This is a genomic window from Chryseobacterium sp. CP-77 (assembly GCF_036362765.1).
GTDB classification, from domain to species: Bacteria; Bacteroidota; Bacteroidia; order Flavobacteriales; family Weeksellaceae; genus Chryseobacterium; species Chryseobacterium cupriresistens.
Map to the genome: position 1 here is coordinate 1,868,733 of NZ_CP143637.1, position 25,812 is coordinate 1,894,544.

General features: G+C 38.4%; 20 protein-coding genes. 5 read left to right on the top strand and 15 right to left on the bottom strand.

Annotated elements, in window-relative coordinates; genetic code table 11:
• Nucleotides 1-44: 44 nt before the first annotated feature.
• The 14 genes from V0410_RS08360 to V0410_RS08425 form a co-directional block, all read right to left on the bottom strand.
• Nucleotides 45-2,171, bottom strand: coding sequence for a type IA DNA topoisomerase (locus tag V0410_RS08360; protein WP_330747107.1), 2,127 nt, complete (start codon nt 2,169-2,171; stop codon nt 45-47).
• Between the two features lie 406 nt (nt 2,172-2,577).
• Entirely contained in the window at nt 2,578-3,306 is a 729-nt protein-coding gene (locus V0410_RS08365) for a M17 family peptidase N-terminal domain-containing protein (protein WP_330747108.1), read from the bottom strand.
• A gap of 267 nt (nt 3,307-3,573) precedes the next feature.
• The gene (locus V0410_RS08370; protein WP_330747109.1) at nt 3,574-4,941 is read right to left on the bottom strand and encodes an alginate export family protein; all 1,368 of its coding nucleotides are present in this window, start codon (nt 4,939-4,941) and stop codon (nt 3,574-3,576) included.
• Complete coding sequence (locus tag V0410_RS08375) at nt 4,938-5,369, bottom strand: DoxX family protein (protein WP_330747110.1); 432 nt, start codon at nt 5,367-5,369, stop codon at nt 4,938-4,940. Before V0410_RS08375 ends, V0410_RS08370 begins: the two co-directional genes overlap by 4 nt.
• A 224-nt stretch (nt 5,370-5,593) precedes the next feature.
• The gene (locus V0410_RS08380) at nt 5,594-7,366 is read right to left on the bottom strand and encodes an amidohydrolase (RefSeq protein WP_330747111.1); all 1,773 of its coding nucleotides are present in this window, start codon (nt 7,364-7,366) and stop codon (nt 5,594-5,596) included.
• A 59-nt stretch (nt 7,367-7,425) separates the two neighbouring features.
• Complete coding sequence (locus V0410_RS08385; RefSeq protein ID WP_110010611.1) at nt 7,426-8,115, bottom strand: hydrolase; 690 nt, start codon at nt 8,113-8,115, stop codon at nt 7,426-7,428.
• A 45-nt stretch (nt 8,116-8,160) separates the two neighbouring features.
• Nucleotides 8,161-9,036 (bottom strand): pirin family protein, encoded by an 876-nt coding sequence (locus tag V0410_RS08390; protein ID WP_330747112.1) that lies wholly within the window; start codon nt 9,034-9,036, stop codon nt 8,161-8,163.
• Nucleotides 9,037-9,517: 481 nt separating this feature from the next.
• Nucleotides 9,518-10,102: a Crp/Fnr family transcriptional regulator gene (locus V0410_RS08395; protein WP_202839206.1), complete on the bottom strand. Its 585-nt coding sequence runs from the start codon at nt 10,100-10,102 to the stop codon at nt 9,518-9,520.
• Between the two features lie 11 nt (nt 10,103-10,113).
• Nucleotides 10,114-10,425: a hypothetical protein gene (locus V0410_RS08400; RefSeq protein WP_330747113.1), complete on the bottom strand. Its 312-nt coding sequence runs from the start codon at nt 10,423-10,425 to the stop codon at nt 10,114-10,116.
• A 325-nt stretch (nt 10,426-10,750) separates the two neighbouring features.
• Nucleotides 10,751-12,361: a Na+/H+ antiporter gene (locus V0410_RS08405; RefSeq protein WP_330747114.1), complete on the bottom strand. Its 1,611-nt coding sequence runs from the start codon at nt 12,359-12,361 to the stop codon at nt 10,751-10,753.
• Between the two features lie 404 nt (nt 12,362-12,765).
• Nucleotides 12,766-13,386 carry an alpha/beta hydrolase gene (locus V0410_RS08410; RefSeq protein WP_330747115.1) on the bottom strand — a complete coding sequence of 207 codons (621 nt, stop codon included), beginning with the start codon at nt 13,384-13,386 and terminating at the stop codon, nt 12,766-12,768.
• Between the two features lie 5 nt (nt 13,387-13,391).
• A complete protein-coding gene (locus V0410_RS08415; protein ID WP_330747116.1) occupies nt 13,392-14,345 on the bottom strand; it encodes a VOC family protein in 954 nt (317 codons plus the stop codon).
• A 219-nt stretch (nt 14,346-14,564) separates the two neighbouring features.
• Nucleotides 14,565-14,861 carry a GNAT family N-acetyltransferase gene (locus V0410_RS08420; protein ID WP_047433770.1) on the bottom strand — a complete coding sequence of 99 codons (297 nt, stop codon included), beginning with the start codon at nt 14,859-14,861 and terminating at the stop codon, nt 14,565-14,567.
• Nucleotides 14,862-15,062: 201 nt separating this feature from the next.
• The gene (locus V0410_RS08425) at nt 15,063-15,995 is read right to left on the bottom strand and encodes a ring-cleaving dioxygenase (protein WP_330747117.1); all 933 of its coding nucleotides are present in this window, start codon (nt 15,993-15,995) and stop codon (nt 15,063-15,065) included.
• A gap of 573 nt (nt 15,996-16,568) precedes the next feature.
• On the opposite strand from V0410_RS08425, the gene V0410_RS08430 reads away from it, so the two are divergent.
• From V0410_RS08430 to V0410_RS08450, 5 genes are all read left to right on the top strand, one after another.
• Nucleotides 16,569-17,564, top strand: coding sequence for an EamA family transporter (locus V0410_RS08430; protein WP_330747118.1), 996 nt, complete (start codon nt 16,569-16,571; stop codon nt 17,562-17,564).
• A gap of 18 nt (nt 17,565-17,582) precedes the next feature.
• Nucleotides 17,583-18,611 carry a methionine ABC transporter ATP-binding protein gene (locus V0410_RS08435; protein ID WP_330747119.1) on the top strand — a complete coding sequence of 343 codons (1,029 nt, stop codon included), beginning with the start codon at nt 17,583-17,585 and terminating at the stop codon, nt 18,609-18,611.
• Complete coding sequence (gene metI, locus V0410_RS08440) at nt 18,604-19,260, top strand: methionine ABC transporter permease MetI (RefSeq protein ID WP_110010601.1); 657 nt, start codon at nt 18,604-18,606, stop codon at nt 19,258-19,260. The genes V0410_RS08435 and metI overlap by 8 nt, the downstream gene beginning before the upstream one ends.
• 106 nt (nt 19,261-19,366) lie before the next feature.
• Entirely contained in the window at nt 19,367-20,176 is an 810-nt protein-coding gene (gene metQ / locus V0410_RS08445) for a methionine ABC transporter substrate-binding lipoprotein MetQ (RefSeq protein WP_330747120.1), read from the top strand.
• Nucleotides 20,177-20,697: 521 nt separating this feature from the next.
• Nucleotides 20,698-22,908 carry a glycoside hydrolase family 3 C-terminal domain-containing protein gene (locus tag V0410_RS08450; RefSeq protein ID WP_442879201.1) on the top strand — a complete coding sequence of 737 codons (2,211 nt, stop codon included), beginning with the start codon at nt 20,698-20,700 and terminating at the stop codon, nt 22,906-22,908.
• A gap of 437 nt (nt 22,909-23,345) precedes the next feature.
• Here the strand turns inward: V0410_RS08450 and V0410_RS08455 are convergent, their stop codons facing one another.
• Nucleotides 23,346-25,532, bottom strand: coding sequence for an outer membrane beta-barrel protein (locus V0410_RS08455; protein WP_330747122.1), 2,187 nt, complete (start codon nt 25,530-25,532; stop codon nt 23,346-23,348).
• Nucleotides 25,533-25,812: the final 280 nt, after the last annotated feature.

Genomic DNA, 25,812 nt, shown 5'->3' on the forward strand with positions numbered 1-25,812 from the left:
TTTTTCTAATGATCATTGACGATGTAGATCAAATATACTATTGATTAGCTCAATTGTACGTGGAAATCATCGCTTAAGGTCAATACACCTTCTGTGATCGCTTCCGGGTGGGTAGAGAAGCCTTTTAATTTTGAAGTTTTTCCTTTTAATACCAGGTCTAAAAGCTGTTTATCCGATAATTTTTTACCAAAGATTTCGAACGTAATTTTAAAACCGCAGTTTTTGAAATCGGAGCAGCCTACAGCGGTTTTTCCTTTGATCAGATTATGTTCTTTGCATTTTGGGCATTTCGTTTCTTCCCAGGACTGCAGTTCTTTTTTCTGTGCGGGTTCTCTTTTTTTCTTCTCCTTCACTTCTTCTTTTCCTTCTTCCTGAAGGGTAATTACTTTCCCTTTTCCGTACACCACTTTCTCTGTCAGTTCGGTCACCATCTGAATCAGTTCTTCTTTGAAAAGATTAGCTTCATACTCTCCTTTTTCAATTTTACGAAGTTTGGATTCCCATTCTCCGGTCAGTTCAGGGCTTTTTAACAGCTCATCTTCTATGGTATCGATCAGCTGGATTCCGGTTTGGGTAGCAATCAGATTTTTTCTTTTCTTCTCAATGTATTTTCTTTTGAAAAGGGTTTCTATGATGTTGGCACGGGTGGATGGTCTTCCGATCCCGTTGTTCTTCAGCATTTCACGCAATTCTTCATCTTCTACCTGTTTTCCGGCAGTTTCCATCGCTCTCAGCAGTGTTGCTTCTGTGTAAGGTTTTGGAGGCGTTGTTTTTCCCTGGTGGATCATCGGATCGTGGGGTCCGGTTTCTCCTACAACAAATTCAGGAATCGTTTGTTCTTCCTCTTTTTCTTTTTCCTTATCGGTGGTTTCCTCTTTCGGTTCTTTGGCGTAAACAGCTCTCCATCCTGCTTCAAGAACCTGTCTTCCGCTGGTTTTGAAAGGAATGGTACCTACTTTTCCTTCTACCAAAGTATTGGAAATTTTACATTCCGGATAGAATACGGCTATAAAACGTTTTGCAATCAGATCATAAATCAGTTTTTCTTCCCTGCTCAGATTCTGAGAAGGTGGAATTTCCGTAGGAATGATGGCGTGGTGATCGGTTACTTTGGTATCGTCGAAAACAGCCTTTGATTTTGGAATCGGAGCTTCCAGCAACGGGGCAATCAGATCCTGATACGGATACATTTTCTGAAGGATTCCTGCAATTTTCGGATATAAACTGTCTGATAAGTAGGTGGTATCAACACGCGGATAAGTTACGTGCTTCTTTTCGTACAGACTTTGCACATAATTCAGGGTATTTTCTGCTGAATATCCATATTTTTTATTGGCTTCTACCTGAAGTCCGGTCAAATCGAAAAGTCGTGGATTTTTTTCTTTTCCTTCTTTAATTTCGAAAGAAACGATCTCAAATGGATTGACTTTAAGGTATTCCAATCCTTTTTCTGCGCGTTCCAACGTCTTTAAACGATCTATGGCTGCACTGAAAAGGACATCACGGTATTTGGTTTTAAGCTCCCAATATTCTTCTGTGGTAAAAGCATCAATTTCTTTCTGACGCTGCACAAGCATCGCCAATGTAGGAGTCTGCACTCTTCCAATGGAAAGAACAGCTTTATTTCCCCCGAATTTCTTCGTAAAAAGCCTGGTAGCATTGATTCCCAATAACCAATCTCCTATAGCTCTGGCGTTTCCGGCCAGATACAGGTTTTTATAATCTTCTGCTGGTTTTAAGCTCGCAAACCCTTCTTTAATAGCATCTTCCGTTAGTGAAGAAATCCATAAACGCTGAATCGGTTTGTTGCATTTTGCTTTCTGCAATACCCAACGCTGAATGAGTTCTCCCTCCTGCCCGGCATCCCCACAGTTAATGACCTCATCACATTCTTCTACTAATTTCTCGATTACTTTAAACTGATTTTCCACGCCTTTATTCGGGATCAGTTTGATTCCAAAACTATTGGGAATAATCGGCAGTGAAAAGAGGTTCCAGGATTTGAACTGCGGACCGTAATCGTGAGGTTCTTTCAGGGTGCAAAGGTGTCCGAACGTCCATGTTACGCAATAGCCGTTCCCTTCCATATAGCCTTGTTTAGGCGTGGTAGCGCCCAATACTTTGGCGATATCTCTGGCAACACTGGGTTTCTCGGCAATACATAATTTCATGAACTCGGGTTTATTGAAGGAGTGCAAAAATCGGGATTTTTTTTGACTTTTCAAATTTCGTTGAGGATTGAGGCCTTAAAGTTGAGAAAGAGCAAATTACGTTTTTATATTCTAAAGAACTAAAGTTCTACAACATATGTAAACGCAAAGGTTATTGGATTCTATTATTTATTTGAGGGAGCAAATAATTGCGACTAAAGTCGCTGATGAAGCGAAAGGATAATACACAAGCTTAGAAAGGATCAATTTCATTGATTCCAACTTTGCTTCCTTAGAATTTTAAAAAAGGGATATTAAACTTTGCGTTTAACAAATTGCTTTTTAGATATGTAATCATAATCATTTTTATACAAAAAGCCCCCTTATAAAAAGAGGGCCGGATCAACAATGTAATGAAACTAGTTCATTATTTCTTTTTAACTTCTGAGATAGCATCGGAAATTCCTCCGCCTGCAGTTTCAAAGAAGGCAGGACCAGCCAGAAGGTATACTTTTTCTAATTTTTTGGTGGTGGATAATTTGTGTTCTTTAAGGTAATTTTCAGAACGGTTGGCATGTACGATTCCTCTTACCACATTCCCGGCTACCAAAGCGGTTGGTGAATCTATTCCGGCATCCTTCAGGTCGCTGGCGAATGCAAAATTGGTAACGCCTAATCTCATGGCTTCACGGGCTGCTACTTCGCCTACGGAAGTCATTAAATCGGGTGTGAATTTATTACGATCACCTAAACCGATCAATAATAACTTCTTTGCAGACATCGATCCTGCAGGCGGCGTAATTAAAATGGTTTCCAAAGAATGCCCCTGAAACTGTCCTGTTTTTCTAAGGTTGGTCAGTTCTCCTTTTAAAGCCTCATCGAGGTGAACCAATCCGTTCAATTTAGCGGGTAATGCCTGAGGACTGAAAATATCACCTTCTGTATATTCAAAAACACAGGCTACCTGAAGCTGGGCGTCAGCAGACGATGGCCCCTGTACCAATCCTATTATGGAAATTCCGTCTACGGTTCCCCAGGTTTTGGAAGTTCCGATGGCTGTTGTCTTTGCAGGAGCTGTAGTTGTAGTTTGGGCAAAATTAATTGTTGATAATGCTAAAGCTGTAGTTACCAGTAAGTGTTTTAGTGTATTTTTCATGTGATTTATTTTTTGTTGTTTGTTGCGGGGTTCGGGATTCGAGTTGCGGGTTATTTTTGTTGCTTGTTATTTTTGTTTGTTGGAATAACGCAAGGGCGCTAAGTTTTTTAAGGTTTATGTTGTTAAGGCGCAAGTCGCTTCGCTCCGGCTATTTTATTTGTTTTTCAAAGGTAGTTTCTGTGATGGAGAGGTGCATTGATCTGGGGTAATTGTTGAATTTATTTTCAAATGATCTCATTTTCAAATTTTCAAATTCCCTATGTTTTTTTAGAATTTAAATACAATTCTGGAGTTGATGAAGAGTCCGTCTTTGTGGTTGTCAATTACATCATTGATGAAGGCTCCGGTATTGAAATATTGTATTCCGGTATTAAAGGTTAAAAATGGATTGATCTTATAATTGAAACTTCCTAAAAATGCAGTTCCGATGTATCTCTTTTTTGAGTTGGAAGACGCCAGGTTCAATGTTCCGCTGGGTCTGTAAATTCCGTCCTGGATAGAATATCTCCAGTTGAAAACTACATCTGCCTGCACCGTTATTTTTTTACCAAAATCAATAGTGGCATAAGGATGGATATCAATTAAATTAACCGGACCGATCTGAGGATTAAATCCAAAATACCCACCTTTCGGGTACAGCGGATTGAATGTTCCCAATGTTCCGTCTCCTTTATTGCTGTCTCCTGAGATATAGTCGTTTCTAAGGTTGATGGTCGGTTTTCCTTTTACATTTTCAAACATATATCCGATGTCTGCAGAAGCCGTCCACGCGCTGATATTTCCTTTATTAAAATTCCCGAACTGATAGGCGGCTTCAAAATTGTAAATAAAACCTCCTCCATATTTCCAGAACCGCCCGCCAAAAGTATGTCTGTTCTCATCGGAAAGGCCGTCTTCAAAGCGTACATCCTTTCTGTGAATTCCCAGATAATACAGCTCCAGATTTCCGCTTCTGGGAATAATCCATGTGTTGTAACTTCCCCAAAGATTGATTGATTTTGAAGACTTGTTATCAAAAGCTCCCGGATTGATTTCACTGGCGGCCATCATAAAGGCATCAGATCTGAAGTTCCCTCTCTTGTACATGAACTTGAATCCATCAAAATAGAGTCTTAAATTCGGGCCTTCTCTTACTGAAATCAGTCTTCCGCTTCCATAATCAAGTTCCTGTCTTCCGGCACGCACAGTCAGCTTTTCTTTCTCATTTTTCAGAACATCAATATCAATAAAAAGGTTCTGGATATTCAAATGATCTTCATCAATAGGTCTCGGCCCGTTCTTTCTTCCATTTTCCCATGCACTTCTCACCTGCCCGAAAATTCTTACCCGTGAGCCCAGATGCAGATCTGCATGTACATTGTATCTCTGAATCAGAAAAGGATTGCTCCCGATATCCGTTCTACCCCAATCTTCATTATTAAAGTCTACAAATTCCAGTCTTGCTTCTCCTCCCAATGACAGATAATGGTTGCTTTTTTCTGCAATGGGTATGTATTTGATGGAGTTGTAAAAAGTTTTTGCAGAGTCTTTATAGGAAGCATAATCTTCATCAAACCTCATCAGCTTGAACTGAGCAGAAAGCTTAACCGGAATAAAAATCTGCAGCAACAGTACAATGGCAATCAGTTTTTTCATGATGATTTCTTTGTTAAATAATGATCCACAGAATATCTTCCCGCTCCCATAAACAGTAAAAACAGGTAACACAAACTGTACATAAAAGGAGTATCTTTCACCAATAAAGCATCATTCCAATGGAGAATAAAGTATCCTGTAAGCGTCACCGCTAAGATCGGCAACACAGCAATTCTTGTGAAAAAACCAAGGATTACAAATACCGGAAATACCAGATTGGCAGCATCAGCGAAAAGGCTGTTGAAAGCTTCAGGAAGATGCAGCGGGTTGGGTACCTGCTCTGCTTCTGAAACGCCTACTCCTATTTTTTTTAATCCGTGCGCTACGATTAATTCTACGGAAAGTAAGACTCTGAAAGCTAGAAGGGCAACATCTGTTAATTTTCTTCCCGGATTGGTATTGGTGATGATATGGATTAACTTTTTCATGATTGGAATGAATTTTTAAAATGATTTTTGTTTTTTTAACCGCAGATTACACGGATTGACACGGATGATTGGGGGTATTTAATACTGTTGATAGCTTTGAGTGTAAAACCACCCCGTCAATAATTCTTTGAATTTTTGCCACCCTCCAAGGGAGGGAATTTTTACCCCTTCAGTTGGAACGTTGGTTGATACTTGAATAATTAAAAACTTTTGTGGCTAAAAAATTATTTTGTCTGATAGCCTCCGTAATATTTTACAGGTGACCAGTCCGGGATGACTGGAAGTGGTGCGGGTGCTTCTGTTTTGTAAGTTTCATCTCCGTACACTACTTTCCCATCTACGATCGTCAGTTTTGAGGTAATGTTTTTGATTTCTTCATCATTGACTGTGAAATAATCTTTGTCCAAAATAGTAAGATCTGCAAAGTATCCTTTCTGGATTTTTCCTTTCTGGTAGTCTTTGATGAGTTCGTATCCTCCGTAAGTAGAAAGTGATAAAGCAGTTTTTCTGTCCAGCGTATTTTCTTTACCCATCACCTGAGTTCCTCCTATTGTTTTTCCTGTAGTAATCCAGTATAAAGCTACCCATGGGTTGTAACTTGCGACTCTTGTTCCGTCTGTTCCCAATCCAATCGGAATTCCCATTTCCAGCATTTTTTTCACGGGAGGAGAAGCTAAAGCGGGCTTTTTACCATATCTATGGATGAAACTTTCTCCCTGATACGCCATTCTGTGCTGTACTGCAATTCCTCCACCCAACGCTTTGATTCTTTTCATATTATCTTCGGTAACGGTTTCTGCATGGTCAATGAACCATACTAATCCGTTCAAAGGGGTTTCTTTATTAACTTCTTCAATGACATTTAAAAATCTGGTGATACTTTCATTATACGTCGCATGGATTCTGAAAGGCCATTTATTTTTTACCAGAAGACTTACCACCTCTTTCATATTTTTCTCCATCGTAGCTGGAAGTTCCGGTCTTGGGAAAAGGAAATTTTCAAAATCGGCTCCGTCTGATACGAGGTTTTCTCCTCCTCCGTTGACATGATAATCGATTTCATTAAAATCATTATGACCATGGTCATCAATTTCTACCATTCCGATCCATTTGGTGTAATCTGCAAGTTCAGAACCTTTCTTCTGGGCAAATAAATAGTAAGGAAGACGAACGGTAATTTTCCCCTGTTTGTTCAGTTGATCTGTTGTTCCGTAGTCGTCCGGGAAATTCTGAAATCCTCCGCCTGCGTCCATTACGGCAGTCACTCCTAATCTGTTCAGTTCCGTCATGTATTGAAGAGTAGAATTCACTTTTTCTTCTTCTTTCAGCTCCGGCAGTTTCGCCAATGTTGAATAAAGAATAAATGCATTAGGCTCTGCCACCAGTAATCCTGTAGGATCTCCGTTATTGTCTTTTTCAATTAAACCTTGGGTAGGATTGGGAGTATCTCCATTGATGTTCAGTTCTTTTAATCCGGCTTTGTTCAACCACGCTTTTCCATAAAGATACATGATGAAAGTGGGCACATTTCCTGTAGCTTCATTAATTTCGGCCAGCGTAGGGAGTCTTTTTTCTTCAAACTGGTATTCATTCCAGCCTCCGATGACCCTTACCCATTGTCCTTTCGGTGTTCTCTGAGCCTGTTCTTTCAGCATTTCTAAAGCTCTTTTTAAAGATTTCACACCATCCCAACGAAGTTCGGTATTGTAGAATCTTCCTCCTCGGATTACATGCAAATGGCTGTCAAACAAGCCGGGAATCACTCTGTTTCCCTTAGCATCAATGACTTTTGTATTGCCACTTTTTAATTTTAAAATCTGGGCGTTGGTTCCCACCTGTAAGATTTTGTGGTCTTTGATGGCAACAGCCTGTACTTCCGGATTCTTATCATCCATTGTGGTAATCTTCCCGTTGGTAATGATCATGTCTGCTTTCTGAGCATTCAGAATTCCTGCTGCCAAAACCGTGGAAAGTGTAAGTATATTCAGTAGTTTCATTATTTCAATATTTAAGTTTGAAGGTTTCGGCAGGCTTTCAGCCTGCCGAAACAGCTCCATTAGTGTTTTAACATTTCCTGAGCATACTGAATTCCAATACCGTAAGCTCCACCATGTTTTTTCATCAGGTCATTAACCGGTTTGTAGGTTTCTTTTCTAGCCCAGTCTCTCTGCAACTCCAATACATACTGAACAGAAGTGATTGGATGTGCTCCTGCCTGAACCATACGGGTGATTGACTGATCGTGCGCTTCTTTAGAAATATCCCCTGAAGCATCGGTTACTACATATACATCATATCCTTCGTCAATCGCTGATAATACAGGTCCTACGATACATACGCTTGTCCATAATCCGGCGAAAACCAGTTTCTTTTTATTTTTTCCTGTAATGGCTTTGTGAGCGTTAACATCTTCCCACGTATTCATGGTAGTTCTGTCTACATATCCGCTTGTTGCTTGAGGATATACTTCTGAAATTTCCGGGAAAACAGGTCCGCTGAATGACTTTTCTGCCACCGTCGTTACTACTGTAGGAACATTGAATATTTTTGATCCTCCTGCTACCAGTGCCACATTATTTCTTAATTCTTCCATGCTGATGCTTTTTGTGGCAAAAGCCATTTGTCCTTCATGGTCGATGAGTACTACTGCGTGATTGGTAGGGTTTAATAATGATTTTCCGGGGTTTTGAGCTGATGCTGTTAATGATAATAAACCAGCTGCAAATGATAGGATTAATTTTTTCATAATAATTTAAAATTTAAGGGTTGTTATTTTTGTTTAATTTTTTATTTATAGTGTCATTGGTACTTCCATCAAAAGGATTTCGGTACCTTCTTTAAGGGCTTTGATGTTAATTTCCTGAATATCCCAGACTCCGAATCCATCACGTTCTTCTATAATCTCTCCGGCTATTTCTGCGCTTCCTTTAAGGATGAAAGCATAGATTCCGTTTCCTTTTTTTCTGATTGGATAATGGGTTTCTTTATTCTGATCAAAAGTTCCCAGGTGAAACCATGCATCCTGATGAATCCATACACCTTCGTCATCTGCATTGGGGGAAAGAATCTGTTGAAATTGATTATGACCTTTAGTTTTGTCTAAAGTGATCTGATCATATCTCGGCGTCACATTTCTTTTTTTCGGATAAATCCAGATCTGAAGGAATTTCACCGGCTGATCACTGTTTTTGTTGAATTCGCTGTGCATAATTCCGGTTCCTGCACTCATGACCTGAATATCTCCGCTTCTGATCACTGCTGTATTTCCCATGCTGTCTTTGTGTTCAAGGTCACCTTCCAAAGGAATACTGATGATTTCCATATTGTCGTGAGGGTGGGTTCCGAAACCTCTTCCTGCTTCCACTTTATCATCATTCAAAACCCTCAATACTCCGAAGTGCATTCTTTCAGGGTTGTAATAATTGGCAAAACTGAAAGTGTGCTGGCTCAACAGCCATCCGTGATCCGCTTTCCCTCTTGAGTCGGCTCTGTGGATCACAGAGTTTTCTTTTATTTTTGATTCTGTATTGGGAAGATGATTGTATCCGATCGGTTCTAGTGGCTCGATCTCGTCGATGTCATTTTTCATAGCGCCGGCCAAAGAAGCTGATGCTACAAACATTCCTGTTCCCAATAATCCTTTCTTTAAAAAATCTTTTCTGTCCATATCAGATTGTTATTTGTTCTTGTTTGATAGGACAAATTTAGAGAGACCGGAAACCCTGCACATTTAACTAGTTTAATAAATGACTTTGCAGCAAAAAAAAATGCCGGATACTTTTGTATCCGGCAGTATAACTATAATGGATTGTTATTTTTTGGAAAGTGTAAAAGTCTTTTTACTCTTAGGAACTATTTAATTTGATACAATATTTTAAAGAATAACTTCACTTAGATTCCTACGGAATTACAAACTGTGTGGGTAAGACCATCATTTCAATTATGTCATTCCATAGGAACCTCTGTATGAATGACAAGCAAAAAAATAGTTGGAAAACGCAAAGACGCAAGTTGTTTTCTAAGCTAAATATTTTTATGACGCAAGGATTTTATCTCCGATAAAATGGGTGACTATAATTTCACAGTAATATTCACACCTATAAAATCCATGCAAATCTCTGCAATCTGCAAGTATAAAAAACTAAGATTTATTTCTCCTTTGAAGCAAGGCGCTTTCTTATGGTACTGACAAATTCTTTTGAAACTCCCAGATAGGAAGCAATATAATACTGCGCTACTCTTTGGGGGATTGAAGGATATACTTTGATGAACTCAAGGTATCTGTCTGATGCAGTCTTTGAAATGGTATTCACCAGTCGGCTTTGCAGGGTTGCCAGGTTCCTCTGAACCAGCATTCTGAAAACTCTTTCAAATTTGGGAACTTCCTGCAGCAGTTTTTCTTTTGTTGTAGTATTCAACATATAGATTTCAGAATCTTCCAGCGTTTCGATAAAAACCTTAGAAGGCTTCTGTTCATGAAATGATGCAATATCACTGATCCACCAATCTTCGATGGCAAACAGTAACGTTACTTCAGAACCATTATCATCCAAACAATACATTCTCACACATCCTTTGTGAATATACCCTTCAAACTGACAGATCTCTCCTTCTCTGAGTAAAACCGTTTTCTTTGGAAACGACTGGCAGACAAGCAGATCTGTAAAGGTTTTTTCTTCTTCGGGAGTGATTGAAATAAATCGCGTAATATTTTTGATGATATTTTCGAACATAATGTCAGGTTTTATCCCTGCAAATTAGGAAAAAGACTGTAAACTTCATTCTTTAAAAGTCCACTTCCTCCTCCATAATGATCGATTACTTTAACATCCTTATCCAAACCGGCACAGAATATTTTTATATCTTTCTCAAAATCCTCCTCTAGGCCAGAGCTTAAAAGGACAATATCCACCGTATTATTCTTTACATACTCATAGCAGAAATTTTCATCACTTTGTATGTCTGCTGTCCAGCCTTCATTGTTTTCTATAATTCTTTTTAAAGTATCCAGAATTTCCTGGTTCTTTCCTATGACTAAAAAATGTAATGTTTTCATGTTGTTCAATGTTTAAAGTTTAAAATTCAAGGTTTAAAGTTCGAGGTTCAGAGTTTAATGTTTAAATTGTTTACGTAAAGGGTAAAATGACGATTTGGATTCCTGCGGAATGACATAGTGCATGGATAAATAAAGTGCTTAGTTTGTCCATTTTGTCTGTAACAATTTACACTCTTATAATTTCAAACGCACCCAACCCCAAGCTCCTCTACTCAACATCCTAATCTAGAAACCTCGCACCCACTCTCAAACTCTCTTACTCTCTTACTCTCTTACTCTCTTACTCTCAAACCCGAAACCCGCATCTCGAAAACCCGAAAACCCGCTACAAATGCTTATTCCCCGTAATTTTCAATTCATTCAGATCCAGTTGTGATTCTGCTTTTCGGATTTCATCATCACTGAAAAGTTTTTCACGTTTCATTTTAAAGAGTTCTTTTCGCTGTAAGGCAAATATATCCAGCATTACTTTATGATATTCTGCCATATCATTTCGTCTGTTGGTACACATTTCAATAGAATTGAGATGATTCTGGTGAAGTTTGATATCACTTTCCAGCGCCTTTTTAAGGTTCTCCAGCAGACCATTGCTGTTCACAGCTTCATTGTATTCATTATCAAGTTTATGAACGGCAAGTTTATCCAGTCTCATCTGAATTCCGGCCTGCTGTTCGTGAGAAGGCAGAATATGATCAATCTCTCCTATTTTGGTTAATTTAATGATCAAGGGCAGGGTAAGTCCCTGAAACACTAATGTCACAAAAATGACCACAAATGTGATAAAAATGATCAGATTTCTCATCGGAAATTCAGCTTGTGAATTCATCATCACCGGAATAGATAAGGCTGTTGCCAGGGAAACTACTCCTCTCATTCCAGCCCAGCCTATGATTAAAGGATTTTTCCATCCCGGACTCGGATCACGGCGGGCTTTTTCACTGAACCATCTTGGAAGATGAGCTACGGGATAGATCCATAAAAGACGTACTACAATGACGATTAAGCTTATAATCAAACCATATTTAATACCTTCCATTACTGAAATGTCCCCTAATCCATTAATGATATCAGGAAGTTCTAGACCAATCAATACAAAAACCAAAGCGTTCATCACAAAAATCAGGGTGTTCCAGACTCCTGTCATATTGATTCTGGTAGTTCCGGTTTTGAAAATCTCATGAGCACGGAAAGACATAAACAATCCTCCGCTCACGACAGCCATCACTCCCGAAAAATGAAAATGTTCTGCAGAAAGAAATAAAATATATGGCGTCATTACCGTAAGTGCCGCATCAATAGCTGGTGTAGTGGGCAAAAAACGGTGAATAGCATAAAAAACATGAGCCCCTGCAATCCCTACGACAACCCCCATACCTGCTACCAGAAAAAACTGCCCAGTCGCTTCATGCATTGAGAAAGCACCTGTCATTACAGCTGCCAGAGCAAATCTGAAAACTATCAGTGAAGATGCATCATTAATCAGACTTTCTCCTTCCAGTATAGCGAGGGTACGTTTCGGTACTTTTAATCCTTTTAAAATCGTTGTGGCAGCTACCGCATCCGGCGGCGAAACAATTCCTCCCAATAAAAATCCTAATGCCAGCGTAAATCCCGGAATCAACATTTGTGAAGTGTAGGCAACTACTAAAGAAGTCAGAAATACCAGCCCGAAAGCCAACAAGCTGATGGGACGTTTCCATTTCCAGAAATCATTCCATGAAGTATACCATGCTGCTTCATATAAAAGTGGTGGTAAGAAAATCAGAAATATAATCTCCGGATCCAGCTTTAAAACGGGAACTCCGGGAATAAGGCTGATCCCCAATCCGGCAAGTACCAGAAAGATAGGATAGGCAATTTTGATCCGCTGTGCCAGCATGACCAGCAGCATGACGAGTAATAAAAGTCCAAGGATTAAAAGGAGTTGTTCGTGCATGTTTTTTAGAAGTTAGAAATTAGAGGTTAGTTTTCAGGTTCGAATGATTTAGGTTTGGGCTAAAGCCAGTGATTTTTTGTTTTTTGTTTGGCGGGCTAAAGCCCACCCCTATTGAATGTTAATTTATTTATTGAGACTTCTACGGAGTGACAATCTGTATGGATAGTTAATCCTCATACTTTGCCATTCCGTAGGAATCTCCACTTCACTAGGTTACTTAAAATGTAATAACCACAAAAGTCACAAAGTTTTTGTTTTAAAATGTTTGTAAAGTTTAATAATATACAATATAAAGATCACATGAGAGAAAAATCAAAGATTTTTATACAACTTAAGTGTTCTTTTTAAGCGTTCGATATTTACTTATCAAAACTTTTATGACTTTTATGACTTTTGTGGTTAAACTATTTAAATATAACTGAATTAGCAATTTCAATTTCTTCCTCGTTAATAGAATGTCCAAAATTGGCATATACTTTTTCTGTTACCTCCGCATTCATTTCTCTTAAAATATTGGCTGTAGCATATACCCTTTCTACCGGAACATGAAAATCAGGATTGCTGGTTCCCAGGAAAATTGGAGTTCCTGCAAAATCACCTTTATAATTTTCACGGTTGATTTTCTCCCCTATCACTCCGCCAATAATAGCAGCCGCACCACCGAATTTCTGAGCGTTTCGGGCTAAAAATTCAAGGGTAAGACAGGCTCCCTGGGAAAATCCGAAGAAGTAGATGTTTTCAGGCTTAATTCCTGCATTGACAGCAGCTTTTACGGTTTCTTCAACCATTTCAAGGGCCGATGATAACCACGGTTCGTTTTGTTCCACCGGAGCTATAAATGAAAAAGGATACCAGGTGTGATTCAAAGCTTGTGGGGCCAGCAAAGCATAATCTTTTACATTCAAATGCTGGGATAAACTCAGAATATCCTGAGCACTTCCTCCGCGTCCATGAATCATTATCAAAGCTTTTTCTGCCTGATTTAATGGAATTCCTGCTGTTTTTATATTTAAAGTATGACTCATTATTTCTATCTGAATTTTTCTGTTGGATAATCGATTTTAGGAAGAACTTCGTTCAAACGTTCTCTTCTTTTTTCAAACTGTAGCGGCAATTGCAGATCTTCTCCTAAAAATGCAGCTTCTTCATCTACATCGAAGCCTGGGCCTGAAGTTGCTATTTCAAACAAAACACCTCCCGGTTCTTTAAAATATACGGAAGTAAAATATTTTCTGTCTTTCACCTCGGTATGCTCCAATCCGTATGCATTTAATCTTTTTACCATTTCAAGCTGAGATTCCGCATCGGGAGTGGCAAAAGCTACGTGGTGAACTGTTCCTCTTCCTGCTAAACCTTTTAAAGCATTTGGGGTAGAAAGCAGATCTACATATTTCCCCGGCCTATTTTCTGTTCCCAATCTCAATCGATCAGGACTTTCTTTGATCACTTTATGATCCATCTGAGTGGTCAGAAGTGCTGCTGTTCTTTCATAAGCATCCTGCCAGATTTCTACATGGTGAATCCCTTTGATGGCATAATCTTTAGGAATATAGCCGTTGTAATATCCTTTTCTTTCGTCTTTATCATTAAAAATCAATTCCAATCCCAATCCATCAAAATCTTCAAGATAAATGAAAACTTCATCAGAAAATCTCTGCTGCGGCTGTTTGAAAGGAATATTGAACTGTTCCAGACGGTTCATCCAATAATCCAGGGCATCGATGGAAACTGAAAAAGCTGTTGTATTGAGCATTCCTTTCCCATGTCTGCCATTGATCAGATCTTTACCATAAGGAAAAGTAGTCATAATCGTTCCCGGTGTTCCGTATTCGTCACCGAAGTAAAAATGATAAACATCTGAGTAATCAAAATTGACCGTTTTTTTGACTAAACGAAGTCCCAAAGCTCCGGTATAAAAATCTATATTTTCCTGTGCATTGCCGGTAATTGCCGTAACGTGATGCAATCCTGTGATAAGTTTCATTGTGATAAAATTGTTAATTGGTTATTATGATGGAGGCGAGATTTCGGGGTTCGGGATTCGAGTTGATAAATTCGGGAATAACTTTATTCATCTTCTGTTTTTTAGCTCAAGATTCTCAAACCCTCTTCCCCTCAGACTCTCAAACTCGAATCTCAAAAACCCGCATCCCGAATCTCGAATCTCGAAAACCCGAATCCCGAAACCCGACTCTCAAACTCCCTACAGTTCTTCCTTCAACCATACATCATTATATTCTTCCGGATGACGCTTAAACTGTGCGTGAACATAGGGACATAGCGGCAGAATTTTCAAATCGTTTTCTCTTGCGTAGGAAACCAGTCTTTCCAGTAAAATTTTGGCAAAACCTTTTCCTTCGTATTCCGGGTTTACTTCCGTGTGGTAAACGGTCAGTTTCTTTCCTATCACTGATATGTCCATTTTACCTGCTTTATGATCGTCTGAGAAAAGCTGAATCTCTCCTTTTCTTCCTTCTAAAACTATTTCTGTTCTTTCCATTTTTTATTTTTTTGGTATTAAATCGCGTTTTTTTAACGCAAAGATTTAATAATAATCCTTCATATTTTAAGTTGACTTAAGAATGGAATCAACAAGTTGATTCGATGAAGCGCCCTGTTACAATTACCTAAAATAAGTTTATATTCCGGATGTTTAAATCTTTATTCAAAATTAGCATCTTTATAAAATATGACCGATGATCTATGATAAGTTCGGCAATACTCCTTGTATTTTCTCACGCATTCCTTCGTATTGAACAGGAAGTTTAAGGTGGGTTCCCAACTCTTCCAAAGGCTCATCTACAGTGAATCCAGGATTGTCGGTTGCTATTTCAAACAAAACACCACCTGGCTCACGGAAATACAGTGAGTAGAAATAATCTCTGTTGATTTTCGGAGTGATGCTTAGTCCTGCGGATAAGGCTTTCTCACGGTATTCCATTAAAACATTATCATCTTTTACCCTGAATGCAATGTGGTGATTGGTTCCCGCTGCATTTCTTCCGGATGGAATGGTTTCGTTTTCAATAATATCCACAATATTAGCGGTATCAATGGCATCAGTAGCCAGTCTGTATCTTTCGCCTTCCTGTTTCTGCAAGTCGTATCCTAAAATATCGGTCAGAACTTTGATCGTAGGATCTGCTTTTTTCAAGGTTAAAGTCACATTATGGAAACCTTTTAATGCATTTTTATCTTTGATATCATCCGTTGTCCATACTTTTCTGTTGTCTTCAACTAATGGTTCTATCAGCTGTAACTGGAGGCCGTCCGGATCTTTAAAAGAAATCATCTTTTCTCCAAATATTTCGCCTTCTTCTGTAGTTACATTAAGGCTTTGTAAATGGTTTTTCCAGAATTCAAGGCTTCCTTTCGGTGCAGAATATCCGATATGAGTTGCCATTCCGCTTCCGTTGTTTCCTTTTCCTATTCCTTCCCAGGGAAAGAATGTAAGAATGGTTCCCGGGGTTCCGTTTTCATTTCCGAAATAGAAGTGATACGTTCCCGGATCGTCAAAATTTACAGTTTTCTTTACCAGTCTTACTCCTAAAACTTTGGTATAAAAATCTAAATTTCTTTTCGCGTTGTCTGCAATAGCAGTAATATGATGCAGACCTAAAATTCTATTGTCCATGTCTTTTAATTTTGATGCTAAATTACAGTGAACAGAAATCCTGCGCATTTAACTAGTTTAATAAATGCAAAACTCCGTTTCCGCAAACACATTTTAAATCATTTTTTAAACAGCCCTCAACCAACTTTACACAATCCTCAAAAAATTCAATTTATTTTACGTTTTCCACAACCCCAATTACCAGTCAATTTCTATAGCATTTGAATTAAAAAGCATAAAACATTGATAAACAGTTTTAAATAAGCAAAAAATAAAAATACATAAAACACTGAAATAAAGCTAATTAATTCATTAACGATAATTTAATATTCAAAATGTCTACTTTTTTAGTGGACTAATAAAAATTATATTCTATATTTGCAACCGTATTCAGGAAATAAGACAAAATGAAGGCAGAATTAAAATATAATCCAATTAAGAAACATACCATCAATAATATGATGAAGGATATGTGTATGCCTGCACATCAAGAATACTGTGGTTGACCTTACTTTTATTTAGATATATTTTCAAAGGCTTTACCACGTGGTAGAGCCTTTTTTCATTGAACACAACAACATTAAAAACATAAAAATGAGCAATTCTAAAAACAAATGGTTAATTCCATTAGCGTTTACAAACATCTATGTGATATGGGGAATTACGTTTTTAGCTATTTCATTTGGCTTAAAAGGATTTCCGCCATTCATTCTTTCCGGATTAAGATTTCTGGTAGCGGGAATTCTGATGATCGGATACCTTCTGTCTAAGGGAGAAAAAGCAAATTCGCTGATCAACTGGAAGAAAAATGCCATTACAGGTATTCTTATTCTTACCGGAGGAACAGGGCTTGTAGCCTGGGGAGAGCAATATGTAACCGCTTCTGAGGCAGCTATTTCTATTGCAACAGGGCCATTCTGGTTTATTGCTATCGACAAAAAGAACTGGAAATATTATTTTTCGGATAAATTTATTCCCATAGGATTGTTGATTGGTTTCGCAGGATTGATAATGTTTTTAAAAGGCAGTGTAAATTCTAATGCTCATGCACTGGCAGATGGAAACCTGCGTATTACTGCGTTTGTGGTATTAGGACTAAGCTCCATTGCCTGGGTATTGGGTTCATTATATTCAAAGAAAAATCCGGCATCCCAATCTACCTTTATGAATATTGCCCAACAGCTTATAATAGCAGGATTAGCCTCTTTTCTCATCGCTTTTTTCAGAAAAGAATGGACTGATTTTTCAGTTTCTGCGGTTCCGCTATCGGCATGGTTTGGGGTTCTATTTTTGATCTTCTTTGGATCGATAGTCGCTTATTTGTCGTACATTTGGCTTCTGTCCGTAAAACCCGCTGCTTTGGTAAGCACCCACACCTACATCAATCCTATTGTAACAGTGATTGCTGGCTGGATTGTTGCCCACCAAAGCATCAATGGAGGTCAGCTGTATGGTTTATTCATCATATTGCTGGGAGTACTTCTAACCAATGTCACCAAGTATTTCAGACTTTCAAAACGGGCCAAGGTCAAAATCAGAAGAGTAAGGAGATTTTTAAACAGAACAGGCAGAAGATATCAGCCTATTTAAAAAGTATATAAAATCAGAATGATAGAAATCAGAAACATATCAAAAACATTTCATCAGAAAAAACAGTCTTTCAAAGCACTGGATAAGGTAAGTCTTACTATCGATAAAGGAGATATCGTAGGAATTATCGGTTTTTCAGGGGCAGGAAAAAGTACGCTGATCCGTACCGTTAATTTATTGGAAAGGCCGGATGAAGGACAAATTATTATTAATGGAAAGGATTTTACCAAACTTAGCTCCAAACAACTGGCTGAGGAGCGTAAAAAAATCGGAATGATCTTCCAGCATTTCAATCTTCTTTCTTCAAGAACTGTTTTTGACAATGTAGCGCTTCCATTGGAACTTGATCATACCAGCAAGGACGAAATCAAAAGGAAAGTCAACGAACTCCTGAAGATTGTAGGACTTGAAGATAAAGCCAACGATTATCCCAAAAGTCTTTCAGGCGGCCAGAAACAAAGAGTGGCCATCGCTAGGGCGCTAGCCAATGATCCTCACCTTTTGCTTTGTGATGAAGCAACCAGCGCACTGGATCCGGCTACAACACAGTCTATTCTGCAGCTTTTAAGAGATATCAATCAGAGACTGGGAATTACCATCCTTTTAATTACCCACGAAATGGAAGTCATCAAATCGGTCTGCAACCATGTGGCCGTGATCGATAAAGGAAAATTATTAACAAAAGGAACTTTAAGCGAGATTATTTCGGACAAAGAGAACCCGATCATCCGTCAGTTCATCAATTCAGACATCATGACCCTGCCACAGGAACTCATCAGCAGACTGCAGAAAGAACCTCAAGAAGGTTTATTTCCACTGGTCGAAATAGAACTTAACGAAAATATCAGTGTTGAACAGATTCTTTCAACACTATACAACCAATATAAAATCCCATATAAATTGTTAAAGGCGGATGTAGAATATTTTGGAAATTCCAATTTCGGTAAACTACTTTTGCAGCTTCAGGGTGAAGCCGAAGAAAACCAGCAGGCGATCTATTATTTCAATCAAAATAAAATTCAAAATACAGTAAAAGGATATGCTTAGTGATGCGGTAATTGCCCTTTTGGCAAAAGGAACCTGGGAAACGGTTTATATGACATTTTTATCCGGATTTTTTGGATTTGTGCTGGGACTTCCGGTAGGAATCCTGCTATTTTTAACAAGAAAAGGACAACTGCTGGAAAATGCAGCCTACCATAGAGGATTATCTATATTGGTAAATATTTTCCGTGCCATTCCCTTCATTATTTTAATTGTATGGATGATTCCTTTCACAAGGATTCTGGCAGGAACTTCCATTGGAGTGAATGCCGCTTTGGTTCCGTTAAGTGTGGGAGCTGCTCCTTTTATTGCTAGACTTGTAGAAAACAGCCTTATCGAAGTTCCACACGGTCTTATAGAGACGGCAAGAGCTTTGGGAGCTTCGCCGCTGCAGATCATCAGAAAAGTATTGCTGCCCGAAGCACTTCCTTCATTAATCAATAATGCGACTATCACTTTGATTACCTTAGTAGGTTACTCTGCAATGGGTGGTGCTGTAGGAGCTGGCGGACTTGGACAGGTAGGTTACCAGTACGGATATATCGGATATGATATTGTAATTATGAATACCGTTTTGATTCTGCTTGTTCTTTTGGTATTCATCATCCAGTTTATGGGCGACAGGTTGTCAAAAAGGTTTGATCACAGGTAGTTTTGAGTTGGAGGGTTTGAGATTCGGGGGGCGACTTTCGGGATGTGAGGATGGATAAGATCATTTTTTACTCCTTTGGTTCAATAGTATTTAAATAAAAAATAGAATGAAAAAAATAAAGATTTTTGGTTTAGTGGCTGCCGGAATATTGCTGTTCAGTGCCTGTTCGGGAAGAAAGGATGATCCGAATTTTATCCGCGTAGGAATTACTTATGGCCCGGAACAGGAAATTGCCGAAGTGGCTAAAAAAGTGGCTAAAGATAAGTACAATCTTGAAGTGGAACTGATCCCTTTCAACGATTATGTAGTTCCCAATGAAGCTTTGACCAACGGAGATATTGATGCCAATGCCTTCCAGCATATTCCTTATTTAACGGAACAGTCCAAGCAGAGAGGATATAACCTTGTGCCTGTAGGAAATACATTTGTGTATCCTATTGTAGCCTATTCAAAAAAAATTAAAAACGTTGGTGAATTACAAGCAGGTAATACGATTGTTATTCCCAATGATCCTACCAACGGAGGACGTTCCTTACTTCTTTTACAGAAAAACGGCCTGCTGAAATTGAAAGACGGAGTTGGGCTTCTACCTAAAGTAACGGATATTACAGAGAATCCTAAACAGCTTAAAATTATGGAGATTGAAGGAGCACAGATTCCAAGGGTTCTGGATGACAGAGATGTTGTTGTGGGGATAATTAATAATAATTTTGCAGCACAGGCAGGTCTGGATCAGGAAAAACAAGGTATTCTTGTGGAAGATAAAGATTCTCCTTATGTGAATGTGGTAGTCGCCAGACAGGATAATAAAAACAGCCAGAAAGTAAAAAACTTTGTAAAAGCCTATCAGTCTCCCGAAGTGGAAAAGAAAGCCAAAGAAATTTTCAAAGGAGGTGCTGTGAAAGGATGGGATTGATGAGTGAGAGGGTTTGAGTGTGGGAGAGTTTGAGAGTATTAGAGTTATGATAGTGGATTCGGGATACGAGATTCGGGATACGAGTTGGAGGATTTGAGAGTAAGAGGGTTTGAGTGTAGATTCCTTCGGAATGAACAAACTGCACGCTATACCGATACGTCCGCCTTATCATTCCATAGGAATCTAAACACTGTGTTAGGAGCGTTGTATGATTCGAGGTGTTAAATAAAAGTATACGAGAGTAGCTTCATTCGTCTTTTATCATTTTGCAATTTCGCTTTTAGCCTTTTCACTTGTATGTTTCCCCATCAACTTCTCTTCATTTTTTCTCGTAATAATTAAAAATATTTAATAAGAAGCTGTCTTCAAATGGGTAGACAGTTTTTTATTTGCTATTTTTTTATTTTCTCAATTTGAGATAATAAAAATTTTCTCTATTTTTGTTTTTAATCAAATAGAAAGGCATTATGTTAAAGAAAACCGTCATTATAAGTTTATTCACCTTTATTTCTGCTTCTTATATGGCTCAGACTAATACTACCATTCCTGTTTATCTGGATGAATCCAAACCTGTTGAACAGCGTATTCAGGATGCACTATCAAGAATGACACTGGAGGAAAAAGTGGCTATGCTTCATGCACAGTCCAAATTCAGTTCACCGGGTGTACCAAGATTGGGAATTCCTGAATTCTGGACAACAGATGGCCCTCACGGGGTTCGTCCTGAAGTAATGTGGGACGAATGGGATCAGGCTGGATGGACCAACGACTCTATTATCGCCTACCCTGCCCTGACTGCTTTATCCGCAACATGGAACAAAAAAATGTCATGGAACTATGGGAAAGCATTGGGCGAAGAAGCCCGCTACAGAAAAAAAGATATTCTTCTGGGACCTGGCGTTAATATTTACAGAACTCCACTGAACGGAAGAAATTTTGAATACATGGGTGAAGATCCTTATCTGACATCCAAGATGGTGGTTCCTTATATTAAAGGTGTACAATCTAACGGAGTGGCAACTTCTGTGAAACATTTTGCTCTGAACAATCAGGAAATGTTCCGTCATACAAGCAATGTGAATGTAGATGACAGAGCGTTGTATGAAATTTATCTGCCACCTTTCAAAGCAGCGGTAACAGAAGGTGATTCATGGACGATCATGGGAGCTTATGATATGTACAAAGGCCAGTATGCCAGCCAGAACCAGTATCTTTTAAATGATATTTTAAAGAAAGAATGGAAATATAAAGGGGTTGTTGTGTCCGACTGGGGTGCTGTCAACAATACGGAACAGGCCATCCATAACGGTCTTGATCTTGAATTCGGGTCATGGACCAACGGACTTTCTGCAGGAACTAAAAATGCCTATGACAATTATTATCTGGCAAAGCCTTACCTTGATTTGATTAAAGCAGGAAAAGTAGGAACTAAAGAATTGGATGACAAAGTAACAAGATTACTTCGTCTTGCCTACAAAACAACGATGAACCGCAACAAGCCTTTCGGAAATATTGCTTCTGAAGAACATAAAGCGGTTGCCAAAGAAATCGGAGAAGAAGGAATTGTTCTGTTAAAAAATCAGGGAAATATTCTTCCGATTGATCCTAACAAGGCTAAAAAAATAGCGGTTATCGGAGAGAATGCCATCAAAATAATGACTGTAGGCGGAGGTTCTTCTTCATTAAAAGTAAAATATGAAACGCTTCCTTTAGACGGAATCAAAGCCAGATTTGGAAAACAGGCTGATGTACAGTATGCAAGAGGTTATGTAGGCGATATCGGAGGAGAATACAATGGCGTAAAATCCGGACAGGATTTAAAAGACACCCGATCTGAGGCTGAATTATTGAATGAAGCCGTAGAATTGGCAAAAAAATCAGATTACGTCATTTTCGTAGGCGGACTGAACAAAGCAGACTTCCAGGACAGTGAAGGAAACGACAGAAAAAGCTATGGACTGCCTTACAATCAGGATCAAATCATCTCTGCTCTTGCCAAAGCAAATAAAAACCTTGCCGTTGTTTTAGTTTCAGGAAATGCTGTGGCAATGCCTTGGATTAAAGACGTTCCGACGGTTGTACAAGCCTGGTATCTTGGATCCGAAGCCGGAAATTCTATTGCTGCCATTTTAGCAGGAGATGCCAACCCATCAGGAAAACTTCCGTTTACATTTCCGGTAAAACTTGAAGACAATTCAGCACATCAGCTGGGAGAATATCCGGGACAGAAAGATGAATTGGCAGCAGGAAAAGGAAAAGACCAGAAAAATCCTATCAATATTACGTACAACGAAAGCATTTTTGTAGGATACCGCTGGCATGATACCAAAAATATAAAACCTCTTTTCAGTTTCGGACATGGATTGAGCTACACTACTTTTGAATTCGGAAAAGCAAAAGCAGACCAGACTACTATTTCACAGGATGGTAAAATTACATTTACAGTAACCGTTAAAAATACAGGTAAAAAAGCAGGAGCTGAAGTGGCCCAGCTTTATATCAGCGATTTAAAATCTTCTGTTCCACGCCCTGCAAAAGAATTGAAAGGTTTTGAAAAAATATACCTGAATTCGGGAGAACAGAAAGAAGTGACTTTCACCATTGATAAAACGGCTTTAAGCTATTTTGATGCTCAAAAACACGATTGGGTAGCTGAACCGGGAGACTTTGAAGCACTGATAGGAAATTCTTCCGATGCTATTAAAACCAAAGTGAAATTTACCCTTAAATAGAAAAACTGAGTATAAACTCTATTTATAATTATTTGATAGAATGCAAACAGATTCCGGATTGGGATCTGTTTTTTTATTGCTCCTTTTTTGTGGGTGCTAAACTTATCAGCGTTTTTCTAACGCAAGTTTAAATAAAAAAAGTAACATTTTAAGGAAGCTAAGAAAGTAACTTTGTTGCTTAAGAAGGATTATGATTACGTTCGCTTAGAAAGAATCAATGTAATTGATTCAAAACTTTGCCGGCTTAAAATAATAAGAAATTCAGATAAGAACTTTGCGTTAAAATTTATTCTTCTTTCTCACAGATTACAGAGATTGCACAGATTTTTAAAGACAATCAAGGACGTACCTCACTACTAGCTTCCAGCTTCCAGCCAAAAATAAAAAGCAGATTCCCGATTGAAAACCTGCTTTTAACGTATCTAACAAATCCTGAATTATTTTCCGCCGCCGCCGTTTTTCTCTACGTCGGTTTTTGTATTTTCCTTTACCTTCTGGTTTCCGAAACGCTTTACAAAAGTAAGAGAAACTCCATACCAGTCCCATTTTGAGTACTCTCTGAAAGTTCCGTCCGCGCTGTATGTTGTGTTATCGCCATAAGGCCTTTTAAAGATGTTCATCAGCTGCATGCTCAGCTCCATCTGGGTTTTCGGGAATATTTTAGTCACCGAAATATTATGGAAAACATTGGTATTGTTGGCATATGAGTTACCGTTATTCTGATTGGCAAGTTCCATCCATGCACTTACATTAATGTTTTTATTAAACAGATTAGTATAAGATATATTCGCTGAAGCTCCCCAATAGCTGATATAATCCTTAGCTCCCAATTTATTCTTCTCGTTAAAATCCTTATTATTAATGTAGTACCATCCAAATCCGGCATTCACATTCAGTTTATTTTTCAGGAAATTCTGATTGGTATTGGCAAATAGGTAGTATTTTTCAACCTTGCCATCAAAGTTCCCCGGTAGTGAAACTGTTCTGCCGTTTTCCGTAACGTACGTCGTCCAGTAATCCTGATTCGTGTGCATATATCTTGCAGAGATAAAGTACTTTTTCAGAATTCCGAACTTCAGATAAAGCCTGTCATTCGGGTTGGGATTCAGATAAAGGTTTCCTCTGGAATACGTTCCGTTAATTTCAGGCATAAGGAAGGGATTAAATTCAGAATACCAGGGTCTCCAGATGCTTCGGTTGTAGGTAAGACTCAGGTCAAACTTCTCTGAAAAACTATATTTCAGCAATAAGTTGGGAAGAAAAGAGCCGTAAGAATCCCTTCTTTCCGTACCTGCTACATCCTGTCTTACTTTATAATCAATATATTCGTAACGGATTCCGACTCTGGTTTCCAGTTTTTCGAAAAATGTCTTGCTGTAATTGGCATATAAAGAACTCAGATGATCTTCATAATGGAATCTGTCATTGCGGGAAAGATTAGCGAATTCCGGGATGGCATTATCAATGCTGAATCCATACAGGCTGTTAGGAATAACATGGTTGTTTATTTCGGTCTTCCCTCCTGCTTCCATGGTGCCTCCCGATTTACCAAAAGGTTGTGTATAATCAACTTTCAGATAATAATTACGCATCTGATTGCTACTGATAACGCCCAGCTGCTGATGGGTTATCACCCCTTGCTTAGTAATTTGCTTGTCGATCAGATTATCATTATTATCACTGGAATAATTGGTTCCTAAATTAATATCTAAAATCCTGTTTTTCTCTTTATCATAGTACTTGTAGAAAGCATTAGTCCCCAGATTACGGCTGAATCCCCAGTTGTTTTGGTTCTGAAGGAAAGATTCTCCCGGATCTCCGTCTTTTGTAGTGGCCCCATCAGATTCTGCAGTATGAAAATTCCTGTTTTGTGAATATTCCAGTACAAGCCCGAAGTTATTTTTATCATTAATTTCAAACTCCGAAGTGGAAGAAACAGAAGGGCTTTCATTTCTCATTACATTTTTCAGATTAAACTGTGTCAGTTTATTTTCCGCATAGCGGTTATCCCATGTCTGATTCGTCTGTACATAAGTTCCGTTATTATAACCTCCTATAAGGGTTTGGGTAAACTTTTTTTTATGGTAGTTCAGGTTGAAATTCGTGTATTGCGAGTTTTTGGTACTTTGTCTGTTGTTGAGAGATATACTTCCTTTTAATCCTTCATCATCCCTTTTTTTAAGGACAATATTGATCACGGAACCGGAAGTTTCATAACGGGAAGACGGACTGGTGATCACTTCAATTTTCATCAGGTTATCGGCAGGAATTGTTTTAAGATATTCCTTGAGCTCCTTACCTGTAAAAACAGATTTCCTGTCATTGATATATACGGTAACCAATTGTCCCTCAGCTTTTACCTCATCATTGTTATCAATACTTACCAGAGGAGTCATTCTCAGCACATCCCATGTTGTATTTCCCGCCAGAATTGCACTGTTGGCTACATTAAATACAGTTCTGTCTACTTTAGATTCTACGGTTGGTTTTCTGGCAACCAGCGTAACCGCTTCTATTTCTTTTGCATTTCCTTTTACAGTATCGTTGGCAGCCGGAGCTGGAACCTGTTGGCCCATTGCTGATACGCCTGTTAATATTGCTATGGGAAATAATAATATTTTCATGTGAAATTATAGTTTTTTCTATAAGACCACTATCTTCATTAATATGTTACATCAAAAAATAAAAAAAAGTAAAATAATTATTTAATTTTCAAGCATATAACAATTAAAACATAAACATAAATTTAAAAATGATGTAAATTTTTCAACAAATCAAGCCAATAAAACTCACTTTCATTATAAATATTCTTAAAAAACAATATTTATACGAAATTGAAAATTTATTTAAAATTCCAACAGTTTGACCAGAAAAAAAGCCCGGATCTCACCCGGGCCGTTAGCA